This window comes from Afipia clevelandensis ATCC 49720 (assembly GCF_000336555.1).
Taxonomy (GTDB): domain Bacteria; phylum Pseudomonadota; class Alphaproteobacteria; order Rhizobiales; family Xanthobacteraceae; genus Afipia; species Afipia clevelandensis.
In genome coordinates this window covers 3,932,523-3,954,334 of sequence record NZ_KB375281.1, presented here as the reverse complement: position 1 = coordinate 3,954,334, position 21,812 = coordinate 3,932,523, and the positions used below count along the sequence as shown (strand labels likewise).

Here is a 21,812-nt window from a genome sequence, read left to right as displayed (position 1 = left end):
ATTTTCTTTTGCGGAGAGGCATGCCGACGCATGGAACTGTAAACAGTATCCAATTCGTCATTGCCGGGCTTGACCCGGCAATCCATCGCAGCACAAATCGAATGGCAATTTTGGAGGATGGATGGCCGGTGCATGACAACATGAGATGTTTTGATTCCCTGATGGCCGGGTCAAGCCCGGCCATGACATTCGGAGGAGTCTTCATGCAGCGGTCTCTTTCTCTGTCCGGTATTTTGATCTTGGGTATCGCTACATTCTCCTCTCCCGCCCTCGCCCAATCCGGCGCGCGCTGCCACAACGGCCAGAGCTTCGATCAGTTTCTGGCAGGGCTGAAACAGGATGCGGTTGCCGCTGGCGTGTCGCAGCGCGCGATCGCCGCCGCCTCGCCCTACATGGTCTACGATCAAGGCATCGTGAACCGTGACCGGGGCCAGCGCGTGTTCGGCCAGATCTTCACCGAGTTCTCGGGCCGCATGGCCTCCGAAGGCCGCCGCGTCAAAGGTCAGCAGTTGATCCAGACCTATGCGCAGGCCTTTGCGCGCGCCGAAAAGGAGTACGGCGTGCCGCCTGCGGTGATCGCCGCATTCTGGGCGCTGGAAAGCGATTTCGGCGCAGTGCAAGGCAAGCTTTCCACACTGCGTTCGCTGGTGTCGCTGGCTTACGACTGCCGCCGTGCGCAGATGTTTCACGACGAGACCATCGCCGCGCTGAAGATCGTCGACCGCGGCGACCTGACACCCGCCGAGATGATAGGCTCGTGGGCGGGTGAACTCGGACAGACCCAGTTCCTGCCGCGCCACTACTTCGACTATGCGGTGGACTATGACGGCGACGGACATCGCAACCTCCTGCGCAGCGCGCCGGACGTGATCGGCTCGACTGCGAACTACATTGCAACCGGCCTGAAATGGCGGCGCGGCGAACCCTGGCTGCAGGAAATCCGCGTGCCTGCGAATCTTCCCTGGGATCAGGCCGACCTCACCATCAAACATCCGCGCGCGAAGTGGGCCGCATGGGGCGTGACCTATGCTGACGGCCGTCCGCTGCCGAAAGACGACTTGCCCGCGTCCGTCCTGCTGCCGATGGGCCGCACCGGTCCGGCCTTCCTCGCCTATGCGAATTTCGCCGCCTACACCGAATGGAATAATTCGCTGATCTATTCGACCACAGCCGCCTATCTCGCCACCCGCATCGCGGGCGCCGGGCCGATGCGCAAACCCGCGACGCCGGTGGCGCAACTGCCGTTCAACGAGATCAAGGAATTGCAGCAACTGCTCGCGAGGCAGGGCTATAACGTCGGCAAGATCGACGGCATTCTCGGCCAGCAGAGCCGCATCGCGGTCAAGACCATGCAGATGAAGTATGGCCTGCCTGCCGACTCATGGCCGACCCCGGAGTTGCTCGCACGGATGCGCGGCCCCCGCGCGAGCGACGCGGCAGCCCAGCCGCGCTGAAACAATCCTGCAAAAGGCATGGCGCGCTGCTCTTGCGGTGCTCACGGAAACAATTAACTCGGGCAGGCCTGCCTGATGGCAAGTTTTTCCGAAAGGTTTTCGCATGACATTCTACGATGGTTCAGCTCCGGTCTTCATTCGCACATTGAATGCGTTGTCCGCCATTCTCGCCAAGGCCGAGGCCCACGCCGGCGCAAATAATATCCCGCCGAGCGAACTGCTGGAGGCGCGGCTCCATCCGACAATGTATCCGCTGACCAAACAGGTTCAGCTTGCGTGCGACTTCTCGGGCAAGGCCTGCGCGCGGTTCACCCAAACCGAGTTGCCCGTGATGGCCGACACCGAAACCACATTTGCCGAATTGCAGGCGCGGATCAAAAAGGTTCTGTCGAACATCGAGGCGCTGCCGCCAGCCAAATATGAAGGCGCGGAAAAGCGCGAGATCACCTTCCCTGTCGGCCCCGGCCAGACCATGACGGTCACCGGCCAGCAGTTTCTCAATCACTCGGCAATCCCGCAGTTCTTTTTCCATTGCACCACGGCCTATGACATTCTGCGTCACAAGGGCGTTGAGCTTGGAAAACGCGATTTTCTCGGAGCCTGATCGGCGGAGTTGTTTTCTCTCGGCTGCATCCAACAAGGAGACGATTTTCATCTTCCTGTCACGGAAGGTAGAAAATCGTTTCCTGCGGCCGCTGGCGTGTTTGAAACAGCGCGAACATGACAGCCATTCGTGCGGCCCGAAACAGCACTTTTCACCGAACGGTGGCTTGCATTCCAGCAAATGCGATACTTACATGCATCTGCATTGAACTCCCGCTGAGGAACAGCAGTCATGTCCGCATCCAAACTCTTCGATCCCTACAAGCTCGGCAACATCACCCTCGCCAACCGCGCGGTCATGGCGCCGCTGACCCGCAATCGCGCGCTTGCCGGTTTCGTGCCCAATCCTCTCGCCGTCGAATATTACGGCCAGCGCGCCTCCGCCGGCCTTCTGATCACCGAAGCGAGCCAGGTCTCGCAGCAGGGCCAGGGCTATCAGGACACGCCCGGCATCTATACCAAGGAACAGGTCGCAGGCTGGCGCAAGGTGACGGACCGCGTGCATGAGCGCGGCGGACATATTTACATCCAGCTCTGGCATGTCGGACGCATTTCGCACACCAGCCTGCAGGCCAATGGCGGCGCGCCGGTTGCGCCCTCTGCGATCCGGGCCAACACCAAGACCTTTGTTGGTGGTGCATTCGCCGATGTCTCCGAGCCCCGTGCGCTCGAGCTGAACGAAATCCCCGGCATCGTCGACAGCTTCAAGCGCGCTGCCGCCAACGCCATTGAAGCCGGATTTGACGGCGTCGAAATTCACGGCGCGAATGGCTATCTGCTCGACCAGTTCGCCAAGGACGGCAGCAACAAGCGCACGGACGCTTATGGCGGCTCGATTGAGAATCGCGCGCGGCTGATGATCGAGGTGGCGCAGGCCGTCGCTGCAGAGGCTGGCGCAGACCGCACCGGCATCCGCATTTCGCCGGTGACGCCCGCCAACGATGTCTCCGACAGCAATCCGCAGCCGCTGTTCGATCATATCGTCGATCAGCTCAATGCGCTGAAGCTCGTCTACATCCATGTCATCGAAGGCGCGACAGGCGGTCCGCGCGATATTGCGCCGTTCGACTATGCCAGCCTGCGCAAGCGGTTCAGCGGCACCTACATCGCCAACAATGGCTATGACTTCAAGCTGGCGACGGAAATCCTGGACCAGAACAAGGCCGACCTGATCGCATTCGGCAAACTGTTCATCTCGAATCCCGACCTTGTCGAGCGTCTCAAGCTCGGCGCGCCGCTCAACCCGTTCGACAAGATGACCTTCTATGGCGGCGGCGCAAAGGGCTACACGGATTACCCGGCCCTTGGACAACAGGCTGCGGCGGAATAAGCGCGCAGCAATCTCGAATCGAAAAGGCCGGGAGCGATCCCGGCCTTCTTCATGCCCGATGGTTCAGGCCGGAACCGGATCGAGCCGCCCGGCCAGAACGCGGGTCGCGGCGCGTTCCGCCTCGCGCGCGCTCTTGAAAATCTGACCATCGAGTGGATTGAACTTGTGAACCGCCGCGAAGAATCTGAATCCCGCCTTTTCGCGGACCACGATTCCTGCGGCTTCCGAGCTGACTTCGATGATGTAGGTATCCGACATGTCTTGTTCCGTGCCCCGTCGTTCTCTCGCGCTTTAACTCAGAAGAGCTGAAAAGGTTTCAGCCGAGACATCTCCAACACATCATGTATCTCCCCCATCACTATGCACATCGCGGGCCAACATCTAGAGGCTGTTTTCAGACTGGAATGACTCGAAAACAGACAAACGCTGACATCGCTCTGAGCAACCCGCCGCACCTGTAGGCGCTTCGCACGACAGTTTTATAACCGGCGTGTTGAGTCTGGAAGACGATTGGTGGCAATTGATAAAAATAGAAATGAGAGCGTCGCACTGCAGCGCAGCGGCGAATAAAGCAGCGCGCGACAGTGCTGCATGCGCGAAAAGGTATCTACGTGCGCGTTAAGACTTGTGACAGGTCAAGCGCTGACAGCAGGAGGTTCCTGACGGATCGGCTGCGGCTGTCCGTGATCGTCAATCGCGACGTAGGTGTAGTTCCCGTCCGTCACCAGAATCAGACCCGACTCATTGCGTCTTTGCACCCAGGATTCGACATGCACCGTGACCGAAGTGCGACCAACGCGCACAGTTGACGCATAAACAGAGACGACATCTCCGACATAGACCGGTTTGCGAAACGTCATCGCGTCGATAGCCACTGTCACGTTGCGGCTTTGGGTTGTCTTGTAGGCAAAAATGCTCCCAGCCAAATCCATCTGACTAAGCAGCCAGCCGCCGAAGATATCGCCGTTCTGATTGGTGTCTGCGGGCATCGCCAGCGTACGGATCGACAACTCACCTTGTGGCGCAGCTGGCGCCGGCGCGGCATGTATTTCAGCCATTGATGAAATCCGTCACATGAATATCAAAATGATTTCCTTGTCAGGAAAACGTATCCCACCCGGCATCGGGTTGGAAGCGCTCGCCGAACTTAGCCTGCAACGCCTGCAGCGCCGCGACGACATTCTCTGAACCGCGCGTACGCGCGTAGTTCAGCGGGCCACCGCGGAACGGCGCATAACCGGTGCCGAAGATCATCGCGCCATCCACCACATCGGCGTTATCGACGATGCCCTCGCGCAGACACGCAACGCAGACATTCGACATCGGCAGTACAAGGCGGTCGATCATTTCGTCGGTCGGCTGCACCGGTGATGGTGCCTTCACCGCCTTGCCGTCCTTCCATTCATAAAAGCCCTTGCCGGTCTTGCGGCCAAGGTCGCCGTTCTTGACCTTGTCGCGCAGCCAGTCCGGCGCGGGCGGCAGCGCGGCCTCGCCGAATTTCGAGCGCAGCATGTCGCCCACCGCAAGACAGATATCCAGCCCGACCTGATCGGCGAGTTCAATTGGCCCCATCGGCATGCCGAATTTCTCGGCGGCGGCGTCGATGGTCGCCTTGTCGATCTTCTCGTCGAGCATCACCATCGCTTCGAGCATATACGGCGTCAGCGCGCGGTTGACGAGGAACCCCGGCGAACTCTTCACCGGCAACGGCAGACGATCAATGGCGCCGACGAACTTCAGCGCAGCCGCCAGCGCCTGCGGATCGGCCCCATCGTGGCTCACGACTTCGACCAGTTGCAGCCGCGACACCGGATTGAAGAAATGCAGACCCAGCAAGTGTCCGGGATTCTTCAGCGTGGTGCGCAGATCCTGCAGCGGAATGCTCGACGTGTTGGTGGCGAGGATCGCACCGGGCTTCATGATCGGCTCGAGCCCGGCATAAACCTTCTGCTTGAGTTCGAGCTTTTCCGGCACTGCCTCGATGATCAGATCGGCGTTGCGCACGCCCTCGCCGTTCATGTCCGGAACCAGCCGGTCGAGCGCGTCGCGCCGGTCGGTGGGTTTGCGAATGATCTTGCCGAACAGATCGGCAGCGCGCTTGATCGCTCCGGCAATCGGCTCGGCTTTCATGTCGGCCAGCGTGACGCGCAGGCCCTGATGGGCGCACCATGCGGCGATATCGCCGCCCATCGCGCCCGCGCCGATGACATGGACATGCTTCACGGTGTTGCGGCCGTCGGCGAGTTTTTTCATCTGCTCGCGCAGGAAGAACACGCGGATCAGGTTCTGCGCCGTCGGCGTCACCATCAGATTAGCGAACGAGGTTTTTTCCGCCGCCAGCATCGCCTTGCGGTCGCCGCCGTGTTTCTCCCACAGGTCGATCAGCGCATAGGGAGCGGGATAATGCTCCTTCGGCGCGGTCTTGGCTGCCTCGCCGCGCATCCGGTTTGCAAGCAGGCCACGCACCGGCCCGAGATTCATGGCCTGCGCAAGCAGCCCCTGCCTGTGCGGCCGCAGCCGCCCGAAGATCGCATCCTTGACGGCATTGCGGACATGGCGCTCCTGCGTCACCGCATCGACAAGACCCAGCGCCTTCGCCTTGCGGGCGTCAATGGTCTTTCCGGTCAGCATCATGGTCATCGCCTCGAGCGGGCTGACCAGATGCGTGAAACGCGCGGTGCCTCCGAGGCCCGGATGCAGGCCGAGCATCACCTCAGGAAATCCAAAGCGCGCGTTGTCGATGGCGATGCGCGTGTTGCAGGCCAGCGCCACTTCGAGGCCGCCGCCAAGACAGAAGCCGTGGATTACGGCGACGCTCGGCACCTTGAGCGCCTCCAGCCGGTCGACGACCGCATGCGCGCGGGCCATCCGGGTTTCGACCTCGCGCGGATCGCTGACCCCGCGAAACTCATTGACGTCGGCGCCGGCGATGAACCCCGACGGCTTCGCGGAGCGGATGACGATGCCTGCAGGACGATCCTGCTCCAGCGCGGCGATGACGGTCTCGAATTCGACCAGCACGTCCTCGGACAGCGTATTGGCGCTGGTGCCGTCGCGGTCGAACAGCAGCCACGCGATACCATCTTCATCGCGCGCCAGCTTGAAGTTCCTGTAAGGCCCGGCTAAGGGCTCCGGCCCGAGTTCGAGCACGCGGTCCTTGAGAACATCCATGATGCGTGAATCCATGTCCGTTCCCTTACACTGTCTCGATCAGCATCGCGCCGCCGAGGCCGCCGCCGATGCATTCAGTAGCGATACCGCGCCGGGTGCCGAGCCGCTTCATCGCATTCACAAGGTGCAGCACGATGCGGTTGCCGCTGGTGCCGACCGGATGGCCGAGGCTGATCGCACCGCCATCGACATTGAGCTTCGCGCGATTAATCTCGCCCGCCGCACCGTCAAGGCCCAGCACCTCACGACAGAACTTGTCGTCCTTCCACGCGGCCAGACACGCCAGGACTTGCGAAGCGAAGGCTTCGTTGATTTCCCAGGTCTCGATGTCCTGCAGCGTCAGCTTGTTGCGTTTCAGGAGTTCATTCGAGGACAGGACAGGACCGAAACCCATAATCGCCGGATCGAGCCCCGCCCACTGGCTGTCGACGATGATCGCCTTCGGCTTGAGGCCATATTTGTTGACGGCATCCTCCGACGCCAGAATGGTCCAGCAGGCACCGTCGGTGATCTGCGACGAGTTACCCGGCGTCACCTGCCCCCACGGCCGCTCGAAAGCCGGCTTGAGTTTCGCCAGTTTCTCAATGGATGAATCCGGACGAACACCGTCGTCGTGGTCGTAGAATTTTCCGTCGCGCGCAAAAGCCGTCTCGACTTCGCCGCGCAGGTATCCTTGCGCCTGCGCCGTCGCCAGCCGCTGATGACTTTCCACCGCATAGGCGTCAGCCTGCGCGCGAGTCACGCCCATCAAATGCGCGATGACCTCGGCGGTCTGTCCCATGTTGAGATCGGTAATCGGATCGGTCAGCCCGCGCTCAAGGCCGATGATCGGCTTGAAGTCCCCTGGGCGCGCTTTCAGAAACGCCGCCGCTTTTGAAAGCGTATCTTTTGCGGATGCCAGCCGCGCAAACCAGCGCACGCCCGATCGCGGAAACACCAGCGGTGCATAGCTCAAGGCCTCCGCGCCGCCCGCCAGAATCATATCGGCCTTGCCCGCTTCGATGTAGCGGTAGGCGGTGTCGATCGACTGCATGCCGGAGCCGCAATTGATCTGCACCGTAAAGGCCACCATGCGTTCGCCCATGCCGAGGCGCAGCGCCGCGACACGGGCGGGATTCATCTCGTCGGCAATGACATTGACGCAGCCGAGGATGACCTGATCGAACGCCGTCGGCGCAAACGGCTGCCGCGCCAGCAGAGGCCGTCCGGCCTGAACAGCGAGATCGACCGGGGTGAACGGCCCCGGCCCGCCCTGTGCCTTGAAAAACGGTGTGCGTGCGCCGTCGACAATATAGACCGGACGACGCGCCATCAGCTTGCCGCCCGGTCCGGCGTGGTCTGCTTTGCTTCAGTCTGCTTATGGTAGATCGGCGACAGCGCTTCCGGAGCGAAGTCGTCGACCTCGATCACCCGCGCGACCGCATCATGCGCGGCCTTGATCTTCTCGCCTTCGTCGGCGGTGATCACACCCTTCTTCACAGCTTGGCTCCAGTCGCGCAGATGCGCCGCATGCATCTTCTTCTCGATTGCCTCGTTGGCGGTCACCAGCAGGAATGCCTTTTCAAGGCGCGCCAGCGGCCCGTCGTCGTTGGCATGATAGAGACCCGCCGTCAGCCGGTCACGCGCCGCCGAGGGCGCAAGGATCAGTTGCGCACAGCGATGCACGATATCGTCCGACGGCCCAAGCGGATTAGCGCCGAGCGGCTGGATCAAAACTTTCAGGATCACGCCGACAAAGCGGTTCGGCAGATTGGCGATCACTTCCGCAAGCCGGTTTTCGATGGTGCGGATGCCATTCGCCATCACCCATTCCAGCGCCGGGAAGTCGGCTTCCTGACGGCCTTCGTCTTCCCAGCGCTTCAGGGCGGCGGAGAGCAGATAAAGCTCGGAGAGAATATCGCCGAGGCGCGCGGACAGCATTTCCCTGCGCTTCAGCGCGCCTCCCAGCGTCAATAGCGCCATGTCCGAACACAGCGCGAAGGCTGCCGAATAACGCGATAGCTGGCGATAGTAGCCGGTGGCAGCGCCCGCATCCGGTGCCGGTGCAAACGCGCCGCCGGTCCAGCTCCGGCCCCATGCCCTGAACGTATTGGTGATGGCGTGGCCGACATGTTTCCAGAACGAGGTGTCGAAATCGGCGAGCCCCTTCTTCTGGTCGGCCTCGCCGATCGCCGTCATCTCGCTGAGGAGGAACGGATGCGCGCGCACCGATCCCTGCCCGAACACGATCAGGTTGCGGGTCAGGATGTTCGCGCCCTCCACCGTGATCGCGACCGGCACCGAGCGGTAAAGACTGCCCATGTAGTTCTGCGGGCCGTCGATCACGGCCTTGCCGCCGTGAACATCCATCGCGTCATCGGTCGCGATGCGCAACCGCTCGGTGGCGTGCAGCTTCATGATGCCGGAGATCACCGCCGGGTGGATACCCTGATTGAGCGCGGCGCACGTCAGCCGGCGCGCGGCGTCAAGCTGATAGGCCGTGCCGGCGATGCGCGCCAGCGGCTCCTCGATGCCCTCGAATTTTCCGATCGGCACATGGAATTGTTCGCGGATCCGCGCGTAAGCGCCGGTGGCGCGGGCGCAATAGGCAGCACCCGCTGACGACTGCGACGGCAAGGAAATGCCGCGGCCCGCGGCCAGCGCCGTCATCAGCATCTTCCAGCCCTGACCGATGCGCTCCTGCCCGCCGATGATGAAGTCCATCGGAATAAAAACGTCCTTGCCCCAGTTCGGTCCATTCTGGAACACCTGCATCGCGGGCAGATGGCGGCGGCCGATGCTGACACCTGGCAGGTCGGTGGGGATCAACGCCACCGTGATGCCGAGTTCGTCCTCGCTGCCGATCAAATGATCGGGATCGTAAGCCTTGAAGGCGAGGCCCAGCAGCGTCGCCACTGGCCCCAGCGTGATGTAGCGCTTGTGCCAGTTCAAACGCAGGCCGAGCGTTTCCTTGCCGTTGAAGGTGCCTTTGCAGATGATGCCGGTGTCGATCATTGAGGCCGCGTCGGAGCCGGCTTCCGGACTGGTCAACCCGAAACAGGGAATCTCGCGGCCCGCCGCCAGACCGGGCAGCCACCTGTCGCGTTGCTCCTTCGTGCCGAAGTGCATCAGGAGCTCGCCCGGCCCGAGCGAATTCGGCACCATCACCGTGACAGCGGCCGTGACCGAGCGGGTCGAAATCTTCCGTACCACCTCCGAATGCGCATAGGGCGAGAAGCCGAGGCCGCCATAGTCCTTCGGAATGATCATGCCCAAAAAGCGATTGCGCTTGATGAACTCCCAGACCTCGGGGGGCAGATCGCGCCATTCCCAGTTCACCTTCCAGTCGTCGATCATTCCGCAGAGTTCATCGACGGGACCGTTCAGGAAGGCCACCTCTTCGTCGGTCAGCTTGGCAGGCGCGAAGGCCAGCAGCTTCGACCAGTCGGGATTGCCGGTGAACAGATCGGCATCCCACCATACGTCGCCGGCTTCGAGCGCCTCGCGCTCGGTATCGGACATCGGCGGCAGCGCCTTATGCGCCCAGGCATAGATCGGACGGGTGATCAGATCGCGACGGAAGGAGAAGCTCATGAGACGAATCCTTTGCAGGTTCGGGCGGCCCGCGGACAATCGCCAAAATGCTAGCCTGCCAGACGTGGAAGACAATATCCTTGAAAAACAAGGTCGATGTTTTGTCGCGTTTGACGCGAAAGCCCCGGAAAACACCTACGGTTCAATAACCTGCGCGCAGCCGGATCGTTCCGGCCTGCGTCGTAATCACTCAGATGTCACAAGGACTTGAGACGCCGTGCAAACTCAGCGCGGCCGGACCATTTCGAACATCATGTCGGGTCGGATCTGGGCATAGTCGCCCATCCGCCCTGCACGGAGGATCGGGTAAGCCTCGGCGGTCTGGTAAACCCCATCCCGGATCAGGCTTTTGTCGATATGGACCGCGACGACCTCGCCGAACGTCACCCAGGCATCGGCCTTTTTGCCATCTGCTCCCTGGAGCTGGATCATCTGGGTCAGTTTGCACTCGAACGAGACGAGGCTTTCGCCGACGCGGGGCACATCGACCTTGCGGCTCGGCGCTTTGGTCAATCCGGAAATCGTGAACTCGTCGGTCTCGTGCGGCACGCTCGCCGAGGTCATGTTCATCTGTTCGGCGACATGCTTGGTCACCAGATTCCAGGTGAATTCCTTTGTTTCCTGGATATTGGCAACGCTGTCCTTCCAGCCGGTGGACGAAAAGCCGATGATCGGCGGCACATAACAGAATGCGTTGAAGAAACTGTAGGGCGCAAGATTGACATGCCCCTTGGCATCCTTCGAGGCGATCCAACCGATGGGCCGGGGGCCGACAATGGCGTTGAACGGATCGTGCCGGAGGCCGTGGCCCTTTGAAGGTTCGTAATAGTGAATATCAGCCATGACCTGCCTTGCCTGCCTGGTGGAGTGGATTTGACATTCGCACCCCGCTCGCAGCGAGTCCTCAAAGCGAATGTCAAATCCTAAACTCCACCAGAAACTTATATTTTGCTAGTGGTCCCTTGATTCTAACATTCGCAGAATGCCTGCTGAAACGAGATGCGAATGTTAGAATCGGACCACTAGCGAGCGCCACCCGAGAGATCGGGCGTGCCCAGCGTAAGGCCGGCGATGATAAAGTCTATCATTTGATCGAGGCTTGGCCCCGGCTTCTTCGCGCTCTGTTCGATCATCTGCGGATGAAAGAAGCGCAGCATGGCGGCGCAGACACATTTCGAGCCAAGCTCGATATCCGTGACCTTGAAGACACCGGCCTTGGCGCCATCGGCGATCACCGCACCGATCGACATGATAATGCGCTGGATGTGGGCGTCGCAGACGTCCCAGCTTTCTTCCATCGCGATGGCGACCATCTCGTGGATTTTGGCATCGCCGACAAAGCGCTCGGCATTCATGACGCTGACGGTCGCAAGCAACTCTTTCATGCGTTCGACCGGCGGTGTCGGCTTGGCGGCAATCGCTTCAGCCGCATCCTCCACCTCCGCCATCAGCCGCCGGGCCACGCCTTCATGAATCGCCTTCTTGGAGTCGAAGAAGCGATAGACGTTCGCCGGCGACATCTTCAGCGTCTTGGCAATGTCCGCGACGGTTGTCTTGAGATAGCCGAGCTCGCGAAACAGCCGCTCAGCTGTCGCGAGAATGCGGCACCTCATTTCCGTTTCGGTATCGTCGTGAAGCAGAGCCATCTTGTTTCTAAGTCTCGTATCTAGTCACTTATTCCGCAGCATGCGCCAGCGGTGGCGCGTGCTGAATCTGGCCCGGTTGCGCGGGCACCGGAATCTCGCCCTCGCCGCGCTCGTCCAGACTCTTCCTGAACCATAGCGCATAGAGGCCGGGCAGGAACAGCAGGGTGAGGAATGTTGCAACGAACAATCCACCCATGATGGTGATCGCCATCGGACCCCAGAAGGCCGACCGCGACAGCGGAATCATCGCCAGGATCGCCGCCAGCGCGGTCAGCACCACCGGGCGGGCACGCCGTACCGTGGCCTCGACGATGGCCTCGCGGCGGGTCAGGCCATGGGCCACGTCGGTTTCGATCTGATCGACCAGAATCACCGAATTGCGCATGATCATGCCGGCCAGCGCGATCAGGCCGAGCAGCGCCACGAAGCCGAACGGGCTTCCGGCGACGTTCAGCCCGAGCGAGGCGCCGACAATTCCAAGCGGCGCGGTCAGGAACACCAGCACCAGCCGTGAGAAACTCTGCAACTGGATCATCAGCAGCGTCAGCATGCCGATCACCATCAGCGGGAAAAGCTTGTTGATCGAGGCATTGCCCTTCTCGGACTCCTCGATCGCACCGCCGATCTCGATGCGGTAGGCCGGCTTCAGGCTCTTGCGGATGCCCTCCAACTTCGGCCAGATTGCATTGGTGACGTCGGGCGCCTGCACGCCGTCGACGATATCGCCGCGCACCGTGATCGCCATGTCGCGGTTGCGCCGCCACAGGATCGGCTCCTCGTGGGCGTATTCGATCTTGGCCACCTGCGAGAGCGGCACGGCGACGCCATTGCGCGCATAGATCGTCAGATCGCCGACATGAGCAAGATCGAGACGTTCCGACGGCACCGCGCGGGCGACTACGCCGACCTTCTCGATGCCGTCGCGCAGGGTCGTCACCTGCACGCCGGAGATGAGCATGGCCAGCGACTGCGAGATGTCCTGCGGCGTCAGACCGAGCGCACGGGCGCGGTCCTGATCGACGGCGAGCTTGAGGTAGGGCGTCTGCTCGTTCCAGTCGAGATGCGGATCAACCACCTTGTCGTTGGCACGCATCACTTCGCGCACCTGATAGGCGATATCGCGCACCGTCTTGGTGTCCGGACCGACCACGCGAAACTGAACCGGGAAGCCGACCGGCGGGCCGAAATTGAAGCGATCGACGCGCACGCGCGCCTCCGACAATGCGCCGTCGGCCACCGCCTTCTCCAGCCTTGCCTTGATGCGCTCGCGCGCGGCGACGTCCTTCGACACGATCACGGTTTCCGAGAACGCCTCGTTCGGCAATTGCGGATTGAGGCCGAGCCAGAAGCGCGGCGAGCCCTGCCCGACATAGGTCGTGTAGGTCACAATATCCTTGTCGTCCTTGAGCAGCGCTTCGGCCTTCTTCACGCTGTCCTTGGTGACGTTGAAGGCGGTGCCTTCCGGCAGGCGCAACTGCAGGAATAGTTCGGGACGTTCCGACAACGGAAAGAACTGCTGCTGGACATGGCCGAAGCCGACGATGGACAGAGCGAAGATGCCGACAGTCGCCAGCACCACCGTGCCGCGGCGGCGCACGCACCACTCGATCACCTTGCGCAGGCCGCGGTACATCCGCGTTTCATAAATTGCGTGCGGATCGTGGTTGTGCTTGCCGTGATTGAAGTTCGGCAGCAGCTTGACGCCGATATAGGGCGTGAAGATCACCGCAACGAACCACGAGGCCACCAGCGCAATCGCCACCACCCAGAAGATGCCGCCGGCATATTCGCCGACGGACGAATTGGCAAAGCCGATGGGGAGGAAGCCAACGGCCGTGACCAGCGTTCCCGTGAGCATCGGAAACGCAGTCGATTCCCAGGCAAAAGAGGCCGCCTTCACGCGGTCCCAACCCTGCTCCATTTTCACCACCATCATCTCCACCGCGATGATGGCGTCATCGACCAGCAAGCCGAGCGCGATGATCAGCGCGCCGAGGGTGATGCGGTGCAGGTCCATGCCCATCGCGTTCATCACGATAAAGACAATCGCCAGCACCAGCGGCACCGACAGCGCCACCACGATGCCGGTGCGCCAGCCGAGCGCGAGGAAGCTCACGAACAGCACGATCGCCAGCGCCTCGATAAAGGAGTGCACGAATTCGCCCACCGCGTGCTCGACCACCTTCGGCTGATCCGCGATCTGCTCGATGTTGATGCCCTGCGGCACGGCGGCCATGAATTCACTGGTCGCCTTTTGAACCTTCTCGCCGAGTTCGAGAATGTTGGCGCCCTTGGCCATCACCACGCCGATGCCGAGCGCGGGCTTGCCCTCCTGCCGGACCTGATAGGTCGGCGGATCGACGAACCCATGAGTCACGGTGGCGATGTCGCCGAGCCGGAACACCCGGCCATTGCCCTCGACCGGCGTTTCCGCCACAGCCTTCACGCTGTCATAGGCGCCGGTGACGCGCAGCGGCACGCGCTGGGATGACGTTTCCACCGTACCGGCCGGCACCACCGCATTCTGCTTGGCGAGCGAATCGAACAGCGCCTGCGTGGTGATGCCGAGCGTGGCGAGCTTGGCATGGGAGAACTCGACAAACACGCGCTCGTCCTGCGTGCCGTAGAGATTGACCTTGGTGACGTTCTCGACCTTCAGAAGTCGCTGGCGCAGGCCTTCGGCGACCTTCTTGAGCTGCGCATAGTCTGCGCCCTCGCCTGTCATCATGTAGAGGATCGAATCGACGTCGCCATATTCGTCGTTGATGTTCGGCCCGACCAGATTCGGCGGCAGGTCATTCTTGATGTCGCCGAGTTTCTTGCGCAACTGGTAGAACAGTTGCGGCACATCCTTCGCGGGCGTGTTGTCCTTGAAGGTCAGCGTCATCGCCACGAACGACGGCTTGGTATAGGTCTGCACCTTGTCGAAGTAAGGCAGTTCCTGCAGCTTTTTCTCGATCGGATCGGCGACCTGCGCCTGCATCTCCTTCGCGGTGGCCCCGGGCCAGATCGCGTTAAGGATGACGACCTTGATGGTGAAGGACGGGTCTTCCGCGCGGCCCAGCCGCTCATAGGAGAAGAACCCCGCGATGCCGAGCATCACGATGAAGAACAGGATCAGCGTCGGGTGCGCCACGGCCCAGGCGGAGAGATTGAATCGCTTCATCGGACCCTCGTAGGTCTGCGGGGGATAGGCGTTGCGTTAGAACGACAGTGACGAAACGACACGGACCTTCTGGGCCGGATCGAGCTTTTGCACACCGAGCACCACCACGCTGGCGCCTTCCTCGACGCCGCCGGTGATGATCACGTCCTTGCTCTCGTAAGCCTTCACGGTCACCGGCTTCAGCGAAACCGAACCGGTCTTGCTGTCCGCGACATAGAGCGACGGCCCCTCGCCCTGGCTGAACAATGCGGAGAGCGGCAGCCGCGCCACGCGCTCGGTGGCGGGATCCGCCAGCGTCAGCGTCGCGGTCATGCCGAGCGAGACAGCGTCGTCCGCACCGGGCAGAGAGAATTTTGCGAGATAGGTGCGGGTCGCCGGATCGGCAGTCGGCGCGATCTCGCGCAGCTTCGCCGCGTATTTCTTGCCGGGCTCCGACCACAGCGTGACGCTGGCTGCGCCGGTCTTGGCGAAGGCGACCAGCGTTTCGGGGATCGCCACCACGGCTTCCTTTTCAGCGGAGCGGGCGACGCGCACGGCGGTCTGACCTGCCGCAACCACCTGCCCCGGTTCGACCAGGGTTGCGGTCACCACACCACGCGCGTCGGCAACGAGGCTCGCGTAAGAGAGTGAGTTTCTGGTGAGTTCGACCGAGCGTTCGGCGCGATTGAGCCGCGCCCGCGCCTCGTCGGCGGCCGCCTTGGCCTGATCGAGTTGCGCATCGGTGGACCAGCCCTTGGTGCGCAGTTCCTTGGCCCGGCCTTCCGCGGCGATAGCCTGTGACACCACACCCTTGGCCGCGCTCAGTTCGGCGTCGGCCTGTTCGGCCTGCAGCTTGAGATCGACTTCATCGAGGGTCGCCAGCGGCTGGCCGACATCGACCATCTGCCCGACTTCGACAAGACGCTTGGCGACCTTGCCGGGCACGCGGAAGCCCATGTCGGTCTCGATACGGGGACGGATGGTGCCGACAAAACTGCGCTCGGGCGACTGCGCCTCATAATGGACCGTGGAGACCAGCACCGGGCGCCCCTTGTCGCTCTCCTGTGCTTGCTCCTTGCTGCAGGCTCCCAGCGCAAGCGCCGAAACCATGACGCCAACAACTGGCAAGGCATTGGCCTTAAAAGACAATATCGACATGCGCGGCATCGGAAGCTCCCCTTGGAAGGTTCCAGGAGCTTCTTATAACGACTGACGAATGTCAATAATCGTCACTAGTCAGAATGCCGCAGGGTAAACCATTGCTCTGGAACCGGAAATGTAAACTCCCGCCACGGCGGGCCTTCCGCGCAAGGAAACGTGATCGGAGAAAACAGCCCCAGGAATGCAAATGCCCGCGACAGGCGCGGGCATCGGCGGCGGCGGATCGCGAAATCCGGACCTTTCAGGTTTTCGCGGCCGGATCACGATGAATCGGGTCGACCCACAGCACCGTCTCCGGCTTTTCGACCGGCTCGATGTCGAGATTGATCGCGACCGCCTCGCCGTCGCTGCGCACCAGCACGCATTCCAGCACTTCATCAGGGCTGGCGTTGATTTCCTGATGCGGCACGTAAGGCGGCACAAAGATGAAGTCGCCCGGCCCGGCTTCCGCAGTGAACTGCAAATGTTCGCCCCAGCGCATGCGCGCCTTGCCCTTCACCACATAGATGATGCTTTCAAGGTGGCCATGATGGTGCGCGCCGGTCTTCGCGTCCGGCTTGATCGACACCGTTCCGGCCCACAGCTTCTGCGCGCCGACGCGCGCGAAGTTGATCGCGGCCTTGCGGTCCATGCCCGCAGTGGACGGCACATTCGGATCGAGCTGATTGCCGGGAATGACCCGCACGCCGTCGTGCTTCCAGCGCTCGTCGTCATGCGCGTGGGAAGGATCGTGCGAGTGATCGTGAGCGTGATGGTGATCGTGCGATCCGGACATGGCTTGCTTCCGTTCAGTTTGTGGCGCACTGCAGCGCGGGCTTGATCGCAAATCAACAGATGCGGGGCGCGGCGTCAACGCGCCTGCCGTCATGGCGGGTGTGTGTCCGCTCAATACGACTTCGGCAATCCCAGCACCTTCTCGCCGATGAAGCTGAGAATGAGTTGCGGGCTGATCGGCGCGATCCGTGGAATCATCACTTCGCGCAGATAGCGCTCCACATGATATTCTTTCGCGTAGCCGAAACCACCGTGAGTCATCACCGCCTGCTGACAGGCATCGAAACCGGCTTCACCCGCAAGATATTTCGCGGCGTTGGCGGCCGGACCGCACGGCAATCCCTGATCGTATTGCCACGCCGCAGACATGGTCATCAGCCACGCGGCCTCAAGGTCGATCCAGTTCTTCGCCAGCGGATGCTGGATTGCCTGGTTCTGTCCGATCGGCCGGTTGAACACGATGCGCTGGCGGGCATAAGCCGCCGCGCGATCCAGCGCCAGTTTGCCAAGACCTACCGCTTCGGCGGCAATCAGGACACGCTCCGGATTCATGCCGTGCAGAATGTACTCGAAGCCGCGACCCTCCTCGCCGATACGATCCGTCGCCGGAATCTCAAAGTCCGCGAAGAACAATTCGTTGGAGTCGATGGCCTTGCGGCCCATCTTCTCGATCTCGTGCACCTTCACGCGCTCGCGGTCGAAATCCGCATAGAACAGGCTGAGGCCATGGGTCGGGTTTTTCACCTCTTCCAGCGGTGTCGTGCGCGCGAGCAGCAGGATCTTGTGCGCGACCTGCGCCGTCGAAATCCACACCTTCTGGCCGTTGACGATATACTTATCGCCCTTGCGCACCGCGCGGGTTTTCAATTGCGTCGTGTTGAGCCCGGTGTTGGGTTCGGTGACGCCGAAGCATGCTTTCTCGCGGCCTTCGACGATGCCCGGCAGCATGCGCGCCCGCTGCTCATCGGTGCCGAACACCACCACGGGATTGAGGCCGAACACATTCATATGAATCGCGGAAGCGCCGGACATGCCTGCACCGGATTCCGAAATCGCGCGCATCATGATTGCCGCTTCCATGATGCCGAGGCCCGCGCCGCCGAATTCCTCGGGAATGCAGATGCCGAGCCAGCCCGCCTGCGCCATTGCATCGTAGAACTCGTGCGGAAAGCCGCCGGTGCGGTCCTTTTCCAGCCAGTAGACGTCGTCGAACCGGGCGCAGATTTTCAGAATCGCGTCGCGAATGGATTCCTGTTGCGAGCTTAAAGCGAAGTCCATTGTGACCGGCCCCTGCATGACATGACGGAACCGAGACATACGTGACCCGGCGGATTGAGCAAGGGTTTCGCGGTCTTTTGCAGCGCAGCGCCCCCTGCGTGTGATGCAGGGCGGAGCACTTGGGTTTCGCTTGCCGAAACGGAGCACAGGGATATGGTTGGGCAACCTCGAACCCGGCACCGGAGTCGCTGTCATGGACCAGAAAGTGACCGATCACGACATCCTCGTTGGCCTCAACCGCGACTACATCGATTCGGTTCAGAACAGCGACGTCAAACGCTTCGACGAGATCTTGGCCCCGGAGTTCTATTGTTCAAATCCCGACCGCTCGCTGGTGGACCGCGCCGGATTCCTGAAACAGACCGCGCAGCCGGTCGCGATCAAAAATCTGAAAGCCGATGATGTGCTGATCCGCATCATCGGCGATGTCGCCATCATCCACGCCCGCACAACCTATCTGATGCCGGACGGCAGCCAGGGCGGCGGACGCTATACGGATGTGTGGGCCAGGATCGGCGGCCAGTGGCTCGCGGTCTCGGCGCATGTAACGCGCTGAAGGCTTACAGCGAAAACCTCGCTTCCATCGCGCGGCGGAAAGCGACCGTCTCATCCCTCGCGTCGATTTCCACATCCGACCAGCGCAAGACATCGCCGTGCGCAACGTCTCTCGTCAGCTTGACGTGATGCGCAAGACCGATTGGCAACGCCCCTGTCCTGAGGCTCTCCGCGGCAGGCATGAGCTTGCCCCAGACCGTATAGCCGCCCTCGCCGTCGAGCATTTCGCCGGCGCGCAGGTTCTTCTTTGCGACGGAGGCGACGTCGCCGCGGAAGCCCTGCGGCTGCCCGGTCGGCTCATGGCGCAGCGCCGCCGAGAGCACTGAGATATTCAGTTCAAGTCCGATCAGATGATACGGTTTGTACATCGCCGCATAACGCCCGGAGGAATCCGTCTTCAAGCCATACTGCCTGAAACAATCCGCCGCGTAATCGTTCGGCGCCTCCAGCACGACATAGACGCCCCAGCGCAGATCGCGGAACACCGGACGCCCGTCGCGCTCTAGCGACGAAACGACTTCGACCACGCCGGACTTTTCCAGCACACCGCCCTTGTCCTTCGGGCGCATCACATGCGGCAGATCGTCGACACCGCACGGCGGAAACAGCAAACCCGTCGAGGGCACATCGAGGCCGGTGGCATTGGCGATGGCCGCCATTTCAATGGCGGACTTGGTGCCATCCAGAAACGAGTTGAACATCTGCGGATTCATGCCGGCGGACTGCGCCTCGGCAGCCGTCAGGCCATAATGTCCCCAGACACCTGCCGGCGTCACGTCATGATAGATCGGCAGATACTTCGTGCCCTTGCCCGCCGCGACAACCTTGAAACCCGTGGCGCGCGCCCAATCCACCATTTCGGCGGTGAGCGCGGGCTGATCGCCATAAGCGAGCGAATAGACCACGCCCGCCGTGCGCGCTTCCTCGGCCAGCAGCGGACCCGCCAGCACATCGGCTTCGACATTGACCATGACGATATGCTTGCCCGCGACAATGGCCGCGCGCGCATGACGAATACCGACGGACGGATTGCCCGTCGCCTCAACAACCACTTCGATATTTCCGCCGATTGCGGCAGCACCGTCTTTGGTAAAAGTGGTGGCGGCGATCCGCGCATCATCCCACCCCACCGTGCGGCAGGCGTCGCGTGCGCGCTCCGGTTCGAGATCGACGATCACCGGCACTTCGAGGCCCGGCGTATGCGGCACCTGGGAGAGAAACATCGAGCCGAACTTGCCCGCACCGATCAGCGCAACGCGCACGGGCTTTCCCGCCGCATGGCGCTTTTCGAGAAGGTGATGGAGATTCATGGAGACGAACTCTTGGAAGAAAGATGGCTGTCACCTTGTCATTGCGAGCGAAGCGAAGCAATCCACTCTCAAACTGACTGGATTGCTTCGTCGCAAATGCTCCTCGCAATGACGAGGAGTGCTATTCCGCAGCCTGACGATGGCTGCGCGCGTAGCGGATCAGTGCATCGTCATCCACCGTCTCGATCGGAGTGAAGTCGCGATGGGCGATGAACTCCGGCCGCGTCGGCGTGCGGATATAGTTCGAGACAGCGTTCAGCGTCAGGTACACGATCTTGCGCGGATACGGCGTGATATTGCCGGACGAGCCGTGCACCAGATTGCCATGGAACATCAGCATGCCGCCGGGCTTGCCGGTCGGCGCAACGATGCCGCCTTCCTGGACAAGGCGGGTCACGGTCTCCTCGTCCAGCGTCCACAGCGGATAGGACGTGGTTTGCAGATCATGCGCGGCCTTGAGGTCGCCGGCATTATGGCTCTTCGGCACCAGCATCAGCGGCCCGTTGATCGGCATCACCTCGTCCAGAAAGATCGAAATGTTCATCGCGCGCGGCAACATCATGCCGTCGTCGCGCTTCCAGGTGCCATAGTCCTGATGCCATTGCCAGACGTCGCCGGTGAACGCCGACTTCGCGTTGATCTTGTACTGGTGCATGTAGACCTTCTCGCCGAAGACCTGCTCGACCGGATTGATCATGCGCGGGTGTGCGCCGAGAAGACGGAACGCTTCATTATAAAGATGCGCGGCAAAGGCGGTCCGCGGCGCGCCGCTCTTCTCGCGCCAGACTTCGGGGCGTTGCTCGTCATAGATCGACACCGCCTCGCGCCGCAGGACCTCGACCTCCTCGGGCGTGAAAAGCTCGGGCAAGAACAGCCAGCCTTCGGTGGTGAATTGCTCGAGCTGTGCGGGGGTCAGTTTCATGACGATCCTCCTTGTTTGTTTCAGGTCGTTTCCCGGTTGTCGTTCTCTTTATCCGGCGCCGCAAACTCTTGCGGTGCGCCAGTATTGCATTCTGAATTCAGTATTCTAAACTCAGGATGCGGCTTGCACCCCACCCTGTCAAGCAGCAACCATGCTGCCGCGCAGCGCATGATTCCGCTGGAGGCCAATTCCCGTTTGAGGCCCGACACTTTTGGAGACGACGTGCTCGAGTCCCTGACCCCGCCGAAAAGTCTGGTCGATCAGGTCTATGAGGTGATCCTCGATGCCCTGTGCGATGGCATGTTCAAGCCGGGTGAGCGCCTGACACAGGAAAGCATCGCCGCGCGGCTGAACGTCTCACGCCAGCCGGTGACCCATGCGCTCGCTGTCCTCAAAGCGCAGGGATTTCTTGCGCAGGGCCGGCAGGGGCTGACCGTCACCGCTGTCGATCCGGGCTTCTTCGCCGCGATCTACCAGATCCGCTCGGCGGTGGAGCCGCTTGCGGTGAAACTGGCGACGCCGCGTCTAACAAGGGATTCGGTCGCGCGGGGACGCGCGCTGATCGACCATGGCGCGGCGCAGGTGGCCGCTGGCGACAGCCGCGCCAGCCTGCAGGCCGACATGGACTTCCACTCCTTCATCTACGAACTCTCCGGCAATCCGTTGATCGCCGAGACGATGCGGCTGCACTGGCGGCATCTGCGCCGCGCCATGGGCGAAGTGCTGCGCCATCCCGGCATGTCGATCAGCGTCTGGAAAGAGCACGGCCGCATTCTGGACGAGATGATCCGCGGCGACGGCGATGCCGCCGCCGAACTGATGCGGCGGCATCTGGTCGAGGCCTTTGAGCGCGCCGGACAGGCGGATCATTCAACGCCAGTGTGACTGGC

18 protein-coding genes are annotated in these 21,812 nt (G+C 61.8%); 5 read left to right on the top strand and 13 right to left on the bottom strand.

Features of this window, described 5'->3' with window-relative positions:
• Positions 1–203: 203 nt before the first annotated feature.
• The 3 genes from HMPREF9696_RS18960 to HMPREF9696_RS18950 all read left to right on the top strand — a co-directional run bounded on the left by HMPREF9696_RS18960 (position 204) and on the right by HMPREF9696_RS18950 (position 3,387).
• Positions 204–1,454: a lytic murein transglycosylase gene (locus HMPREF9696_RS18960; protein ID WP_002714663.1), complete on the top strand. Its 1,251-nt coding sequence runs from the start codon at positions 204–206 to the stop codon at positions 1,452–1,454.
• Between the two features lie 103 nt (positions 1,455–1,557).
• Positions 1,558–2,058, top strand: coding sequence for a DUF1993 domain-containing protein (locus HMPREF9696_RS18955; protein WP_002714662.1), 501 nt, complete (start codon positions 1,558–1,560; stop codon positions 2,056–2,058).
• Positions 2,059–2,289: 231 nt separating this feature from the next.
• Entirely contained in the window at positions 2,290–3,387 is a 1,098-nt protein-coding gene (locus HMPREF9696_RS18950) for an alkene reductase (RefSeq protein ID WP_002714661.1), read from the top strand.
• A gap of 63 nt (positions 3,388–3,450) precedes the next feature.
• Here the strand turns inward: HMPREF9696_RS18950 and HMPREF9696_RS18945 are convergent, their stop codons facing one another.
• The 11 genes from HMPREF9696_RS18945 to HMPREF9696_RS18895 form a co-directional block, all read right to left on the bottom strand.
• Positions 3,451–3,645 carry a hypothetical protein gene (locus HMPREF9696_RS18945; RefSeq protein WP_002714660.1) on the bottom strand — a complete coding sequence of 65 codons (195 nt, stop codon included), beginning with the start codon at positions 3,643–3,645 and terminating at the stop codon, positions 3,451–3,453.
• 377 nt (positions 3,646–4,022) lie between these two features.
• Positions 4,023–4,445 carry an acyl-CoA thioesterase gene (locus HMPREF9696_RS18940; protein WP_002714659.1) on the bottom strand — a complete coding sequence of 141 codons (423 nt, stop codon included), beginning with the start codon at positions 4,443–4,445 and terminating at the stop codon, positions 4,023–4,025.
• A gap of 40 nt (positions 4,446–4,485) precedes the next feature.
• Positions 4,486–6,573: a 3-hydroxyacyl-CoA dehydrogenase NAD-binding domain-containing protein gene (locus HMPREF9696_RS18935; protein ID WP_002714658.1), complete on the bottom strand. Its 2,088-nt coding sequence runs from the start codon at positions 6,571–6,573 to the stop codon at positions 4,486–4,488.
• Between the two features lie 10 nt (positions 6,574–6,583).
• On the bottom strand, positions 6,584–7,870 hold the full coding sequence (locus HMPREF9696_RS18930; protein ID WP_002714657.1) for an acetyl-CoA C-acetyltransferase: 1,287 nt from the start codon (positions 7,868–7,870) through the stop codon (positions 6,584–6,586).
• A complete protein-coding gene (locus HMPREF9696_RS18925) occupies positions 7,870–10,131 on the bottom strand; it encodes an acyl-CoA dehydrogenase (protein WP_002714656.1) in 2,262 nt (753 codons plus the stop codon). The genes HMPREF9696_RS18930 and HMPREF9696_RS18925 overlap by 1 nt, the downstream gene beginning before the upstream one ends.
• 225 nt (positions 10,132–10,356) lie before the next feature.
• Positions 10,357–10,974, bottom strand: a complete 618-nt coding sequence (locus HMPREF9696_RS18920) for a flavin reductase family protein (protein WP_002714655.1) — start codon at positions 10,972–10,974, stop codon at positions 10,357–10,359.
• Positions 10,975–11,153: 179 nt separating this feature from the next.
• The gene (locus tag HMPREF9696_RS18915) at positions 11,154–11,777 is read right to left on the bottom strand and encodes a TetR/AcrR family transcriptional regulator (protein ID WP_002714654.1); all 624 of its coding nucleotides are present in this window, start codon (positions 11,775–11,777) and stop codon (positions 11,154–11,156) included.
• Between the two features lie 28 nt (positions 11,778–11,805).
• Entirely contained in the window at positions 11,806–14,943 is a 3,138-nt protein-coding gene (locus HMPREF9696_RS18910; protein ID WP_002714653.1) for an efflux RND transporter permease subunit, read from the bottom strand.
• A gap of 36 nt (positions 14,944–14,979) precedes the next feature.
• On the bottom strand, positions 14,980–16,032 hold the full coding sequence (locus tag HMPREF9696_RS18905) for an efflux RND transporter periplasmic adaptor subunit (protein WP_430642321.1): 1,053 nt from the start codon (positions 16,030–16,032) through the stop codon (positions 14,980–14,982).
• Between the two features lie 292 nt (positions 16,033–16,324).
• Entirely contained in the window at positions 16,325–16,858 is a 534-nt protein-coding gene (locus tag HMPREF9696_RS18900; protein ID WP_002714651.1) for a cupin domain-containing protein, read from the bottom strand.
• A gap of 110 nt (positions 16,859–16,968) precedes the next feature.
• Entirely contained in the window at positions 16,969–18,135 is a 1,167-nt protein-coding gene (locus HMPREF9696_RS18895; RefSeq protein ID WP_002714650.1) for an acyl-CoA dehydrogenase family protein, read from the bottom strand.
• Positions 18,136–18,328: 193 nt separating this feature from the next.
• On the opposite strand from HMPREF9696_RS18895, the gene HMPREF9696_RS18890 reads away from it, so the two are divergent.
• On the top strand, positions 18,329–18,691 hold the full coding sequence (locus tag HMPREF9696_RS18890; RefSeq protein WP_002714649.1) for a nuclear transport factor 2 family protein: 363 nt from the start codon (positions 18,329–18,331) through the stop codon (positions 18,689–18,691).
• A 4-nt stretch (positions 18,692–18,695) separates the two neighbouring features.
• Here the strand turns inward: HMPREF9696_RS18890 and HMPREF9696_RS18885 are convergent, their stop codons facing one another.
• Positions 18,696–20,000, bottom strand: coding sequence for an NAD(P)H-dependent oxidoreductase (locus HMPREF9696_RS18885; RefSeq protein ID WP_002714648.1), 1,305 nt, complete (start codon positions 19,998–20,000; stop codon positions 18,696–18,698).
• A 121-nt stretch (positions 20,001–20,121) separates the two neighbouring features.
• On the bottom strand, positions 20,122–20,922 hold the full coding sequence (locus HMPREF9696_RS18880) for a phytanoyl-CoA dioxygenase family protein (RefSeq protein WP_002714647.1): 801 nt from the start codon (positions 20,920–20,922) through the stop codon (positions 20,122–20,124).
• Positions 20,923–21,144: 222 nt separating this feature from the next.
• On the opposite strand from HMPREF9696_RS18880, the gene HMPREF9696_RS18875 reads away from it, so the two are divergent.
• Positions 21,145–21,807, top strand: coding sequence for a GntR family transcriptional regulator (locus HMPREF9696_RS18875; protein WP_040302181.1), 663 nt, complete (start codon positions 21,145–21,147; stop codon positions 21,805–21,807).
• The last annotated feature ends 5 nt before the right edge of the window (positions 21,808–21,812 follow it).

Bases quoted from the DNA above. Each gene is read 5' to 3' on its own strand.
- HMPREF9696_RS18950 (WP_002714661.1), top strand. From the start codon at position 2,290: ATGTCCGCATCCAAACTCTTCGATCCCTACAAGCTCGGCAACATCACC.
- HMPREF9696_RS18910 (WP_002714653.1), bottom strand. From the start codon at position 14,943: ATGAAGCGATTCAATCTCTCCGCCTGGGCCGTGGCGCACCCGACGCTG.
- HMPREF9696_RS18900 (WP_002714651.1), bottom strand. From the start codon at position 16,858: ATGTCCGGATCGCACGATCACCATCACGCTCACGATCACTCGCACGAT.
- HMPREF9696_RS18885 (WP_002714648.1), bottom strand. From the start codon at position 20,000: ATGAATCTCCATCACCTTCTCGAAAAGCGCCATGCGGCGGGAAAGCCC.
- HMPREF9696_RS18930 (WP_002714657.1), bottom strand. From the start codon at position 7,870: ATGGCGCGTCGTCCGGTCTATATTGTCGACGGCGCACGCACACCGTTT.
- HMPREF9696_RS18935 (WP_002714658.1), bottom strand. From the start codon at position 6,573: ATGGATTCACGCATCATGGATGTTCTCAAGGACCGCGTGCTCGAACTC.
- HMPREF9696_RS18920 (WP_002714655.1), bottom strand. From the start codon at position 10,974: ATGGCTGATATTCACTATTACGAACCTTCAAAGGGCCACGGCCTCCGG.
- HMPREF9696_RS18880 (WP_002714647.1), bottom strand. From the start codon at position 20,922: ATGAAACTGACCCCCGCACAGCTCGAGCAATTCACCACCGAAGGCTGG.
- HMPREF9696_RS18905 (WP_430642321.1), bottom strand. From the start codon at position 16,032: ATGGTTTCGGCGCTTGCGCTGGGAGCCTGCAGCAAGGAGCAAGCACAG.
- HMPREF9696_RS18955 (WP_002714662.1), top strand. From the start codon at position 1,558: ATGACATTCTACGATGGTTCAGCTCCGGTCTTCATTCGCACATTGAAT.
- HMPREF9696_RS18945 (WP_002714660.1), bottom strand. From the start codon at position 3,645: ATGTCGGATACCTACATCATCGAAGTCAGCTCGGAAGCCGCAGGAATC.
- HMPREF9696_RS18890 (WP_002714649.1), top strand. From the start codon at position 18,329: ATGGACCAGAAAGTGACCGATCACGACATCCTCGTTGGCCTCAACCGC.
- HMPREF9696_RS18940 (WP_002714659.1), bottom strand. From the start codon at position 4,445: ATGGCTGAAATACATGCCGCGCCGGCGCCAGCTGCGCCACAAGGTGAG.
- HMPREF9696_RS18960 (WP_002714663.1), top strand. From the start codon at position 204: ATGCAGCGGTCTCTTTCTCTGTCCGGTATTTTGATCTTGGGTATCGCT.
- HMPREF9696_RS18895 (WP_002714650.1), bottom strand. From the start codon at position 18,135: ATGGACTTCGCTTTAAGCTCGCAACAGGAATCCATTCGCGACGCGATT.
- HMPREF9696_RS18925 (WP_002714656.1), bottom strand. From the start codon at position 10,131: ATGAGCTTCTCCTTCCGTCGCGATCTGATCACCCGTCCGATCTATGCC.
- HMPREF9696_RS18915 (WP_002714654.1), bottom strand. From the start codon at position 11,777: ATGGCTCTGCTTCACGACGATACCGAAACGGAAATGAGGTGCCGCATT.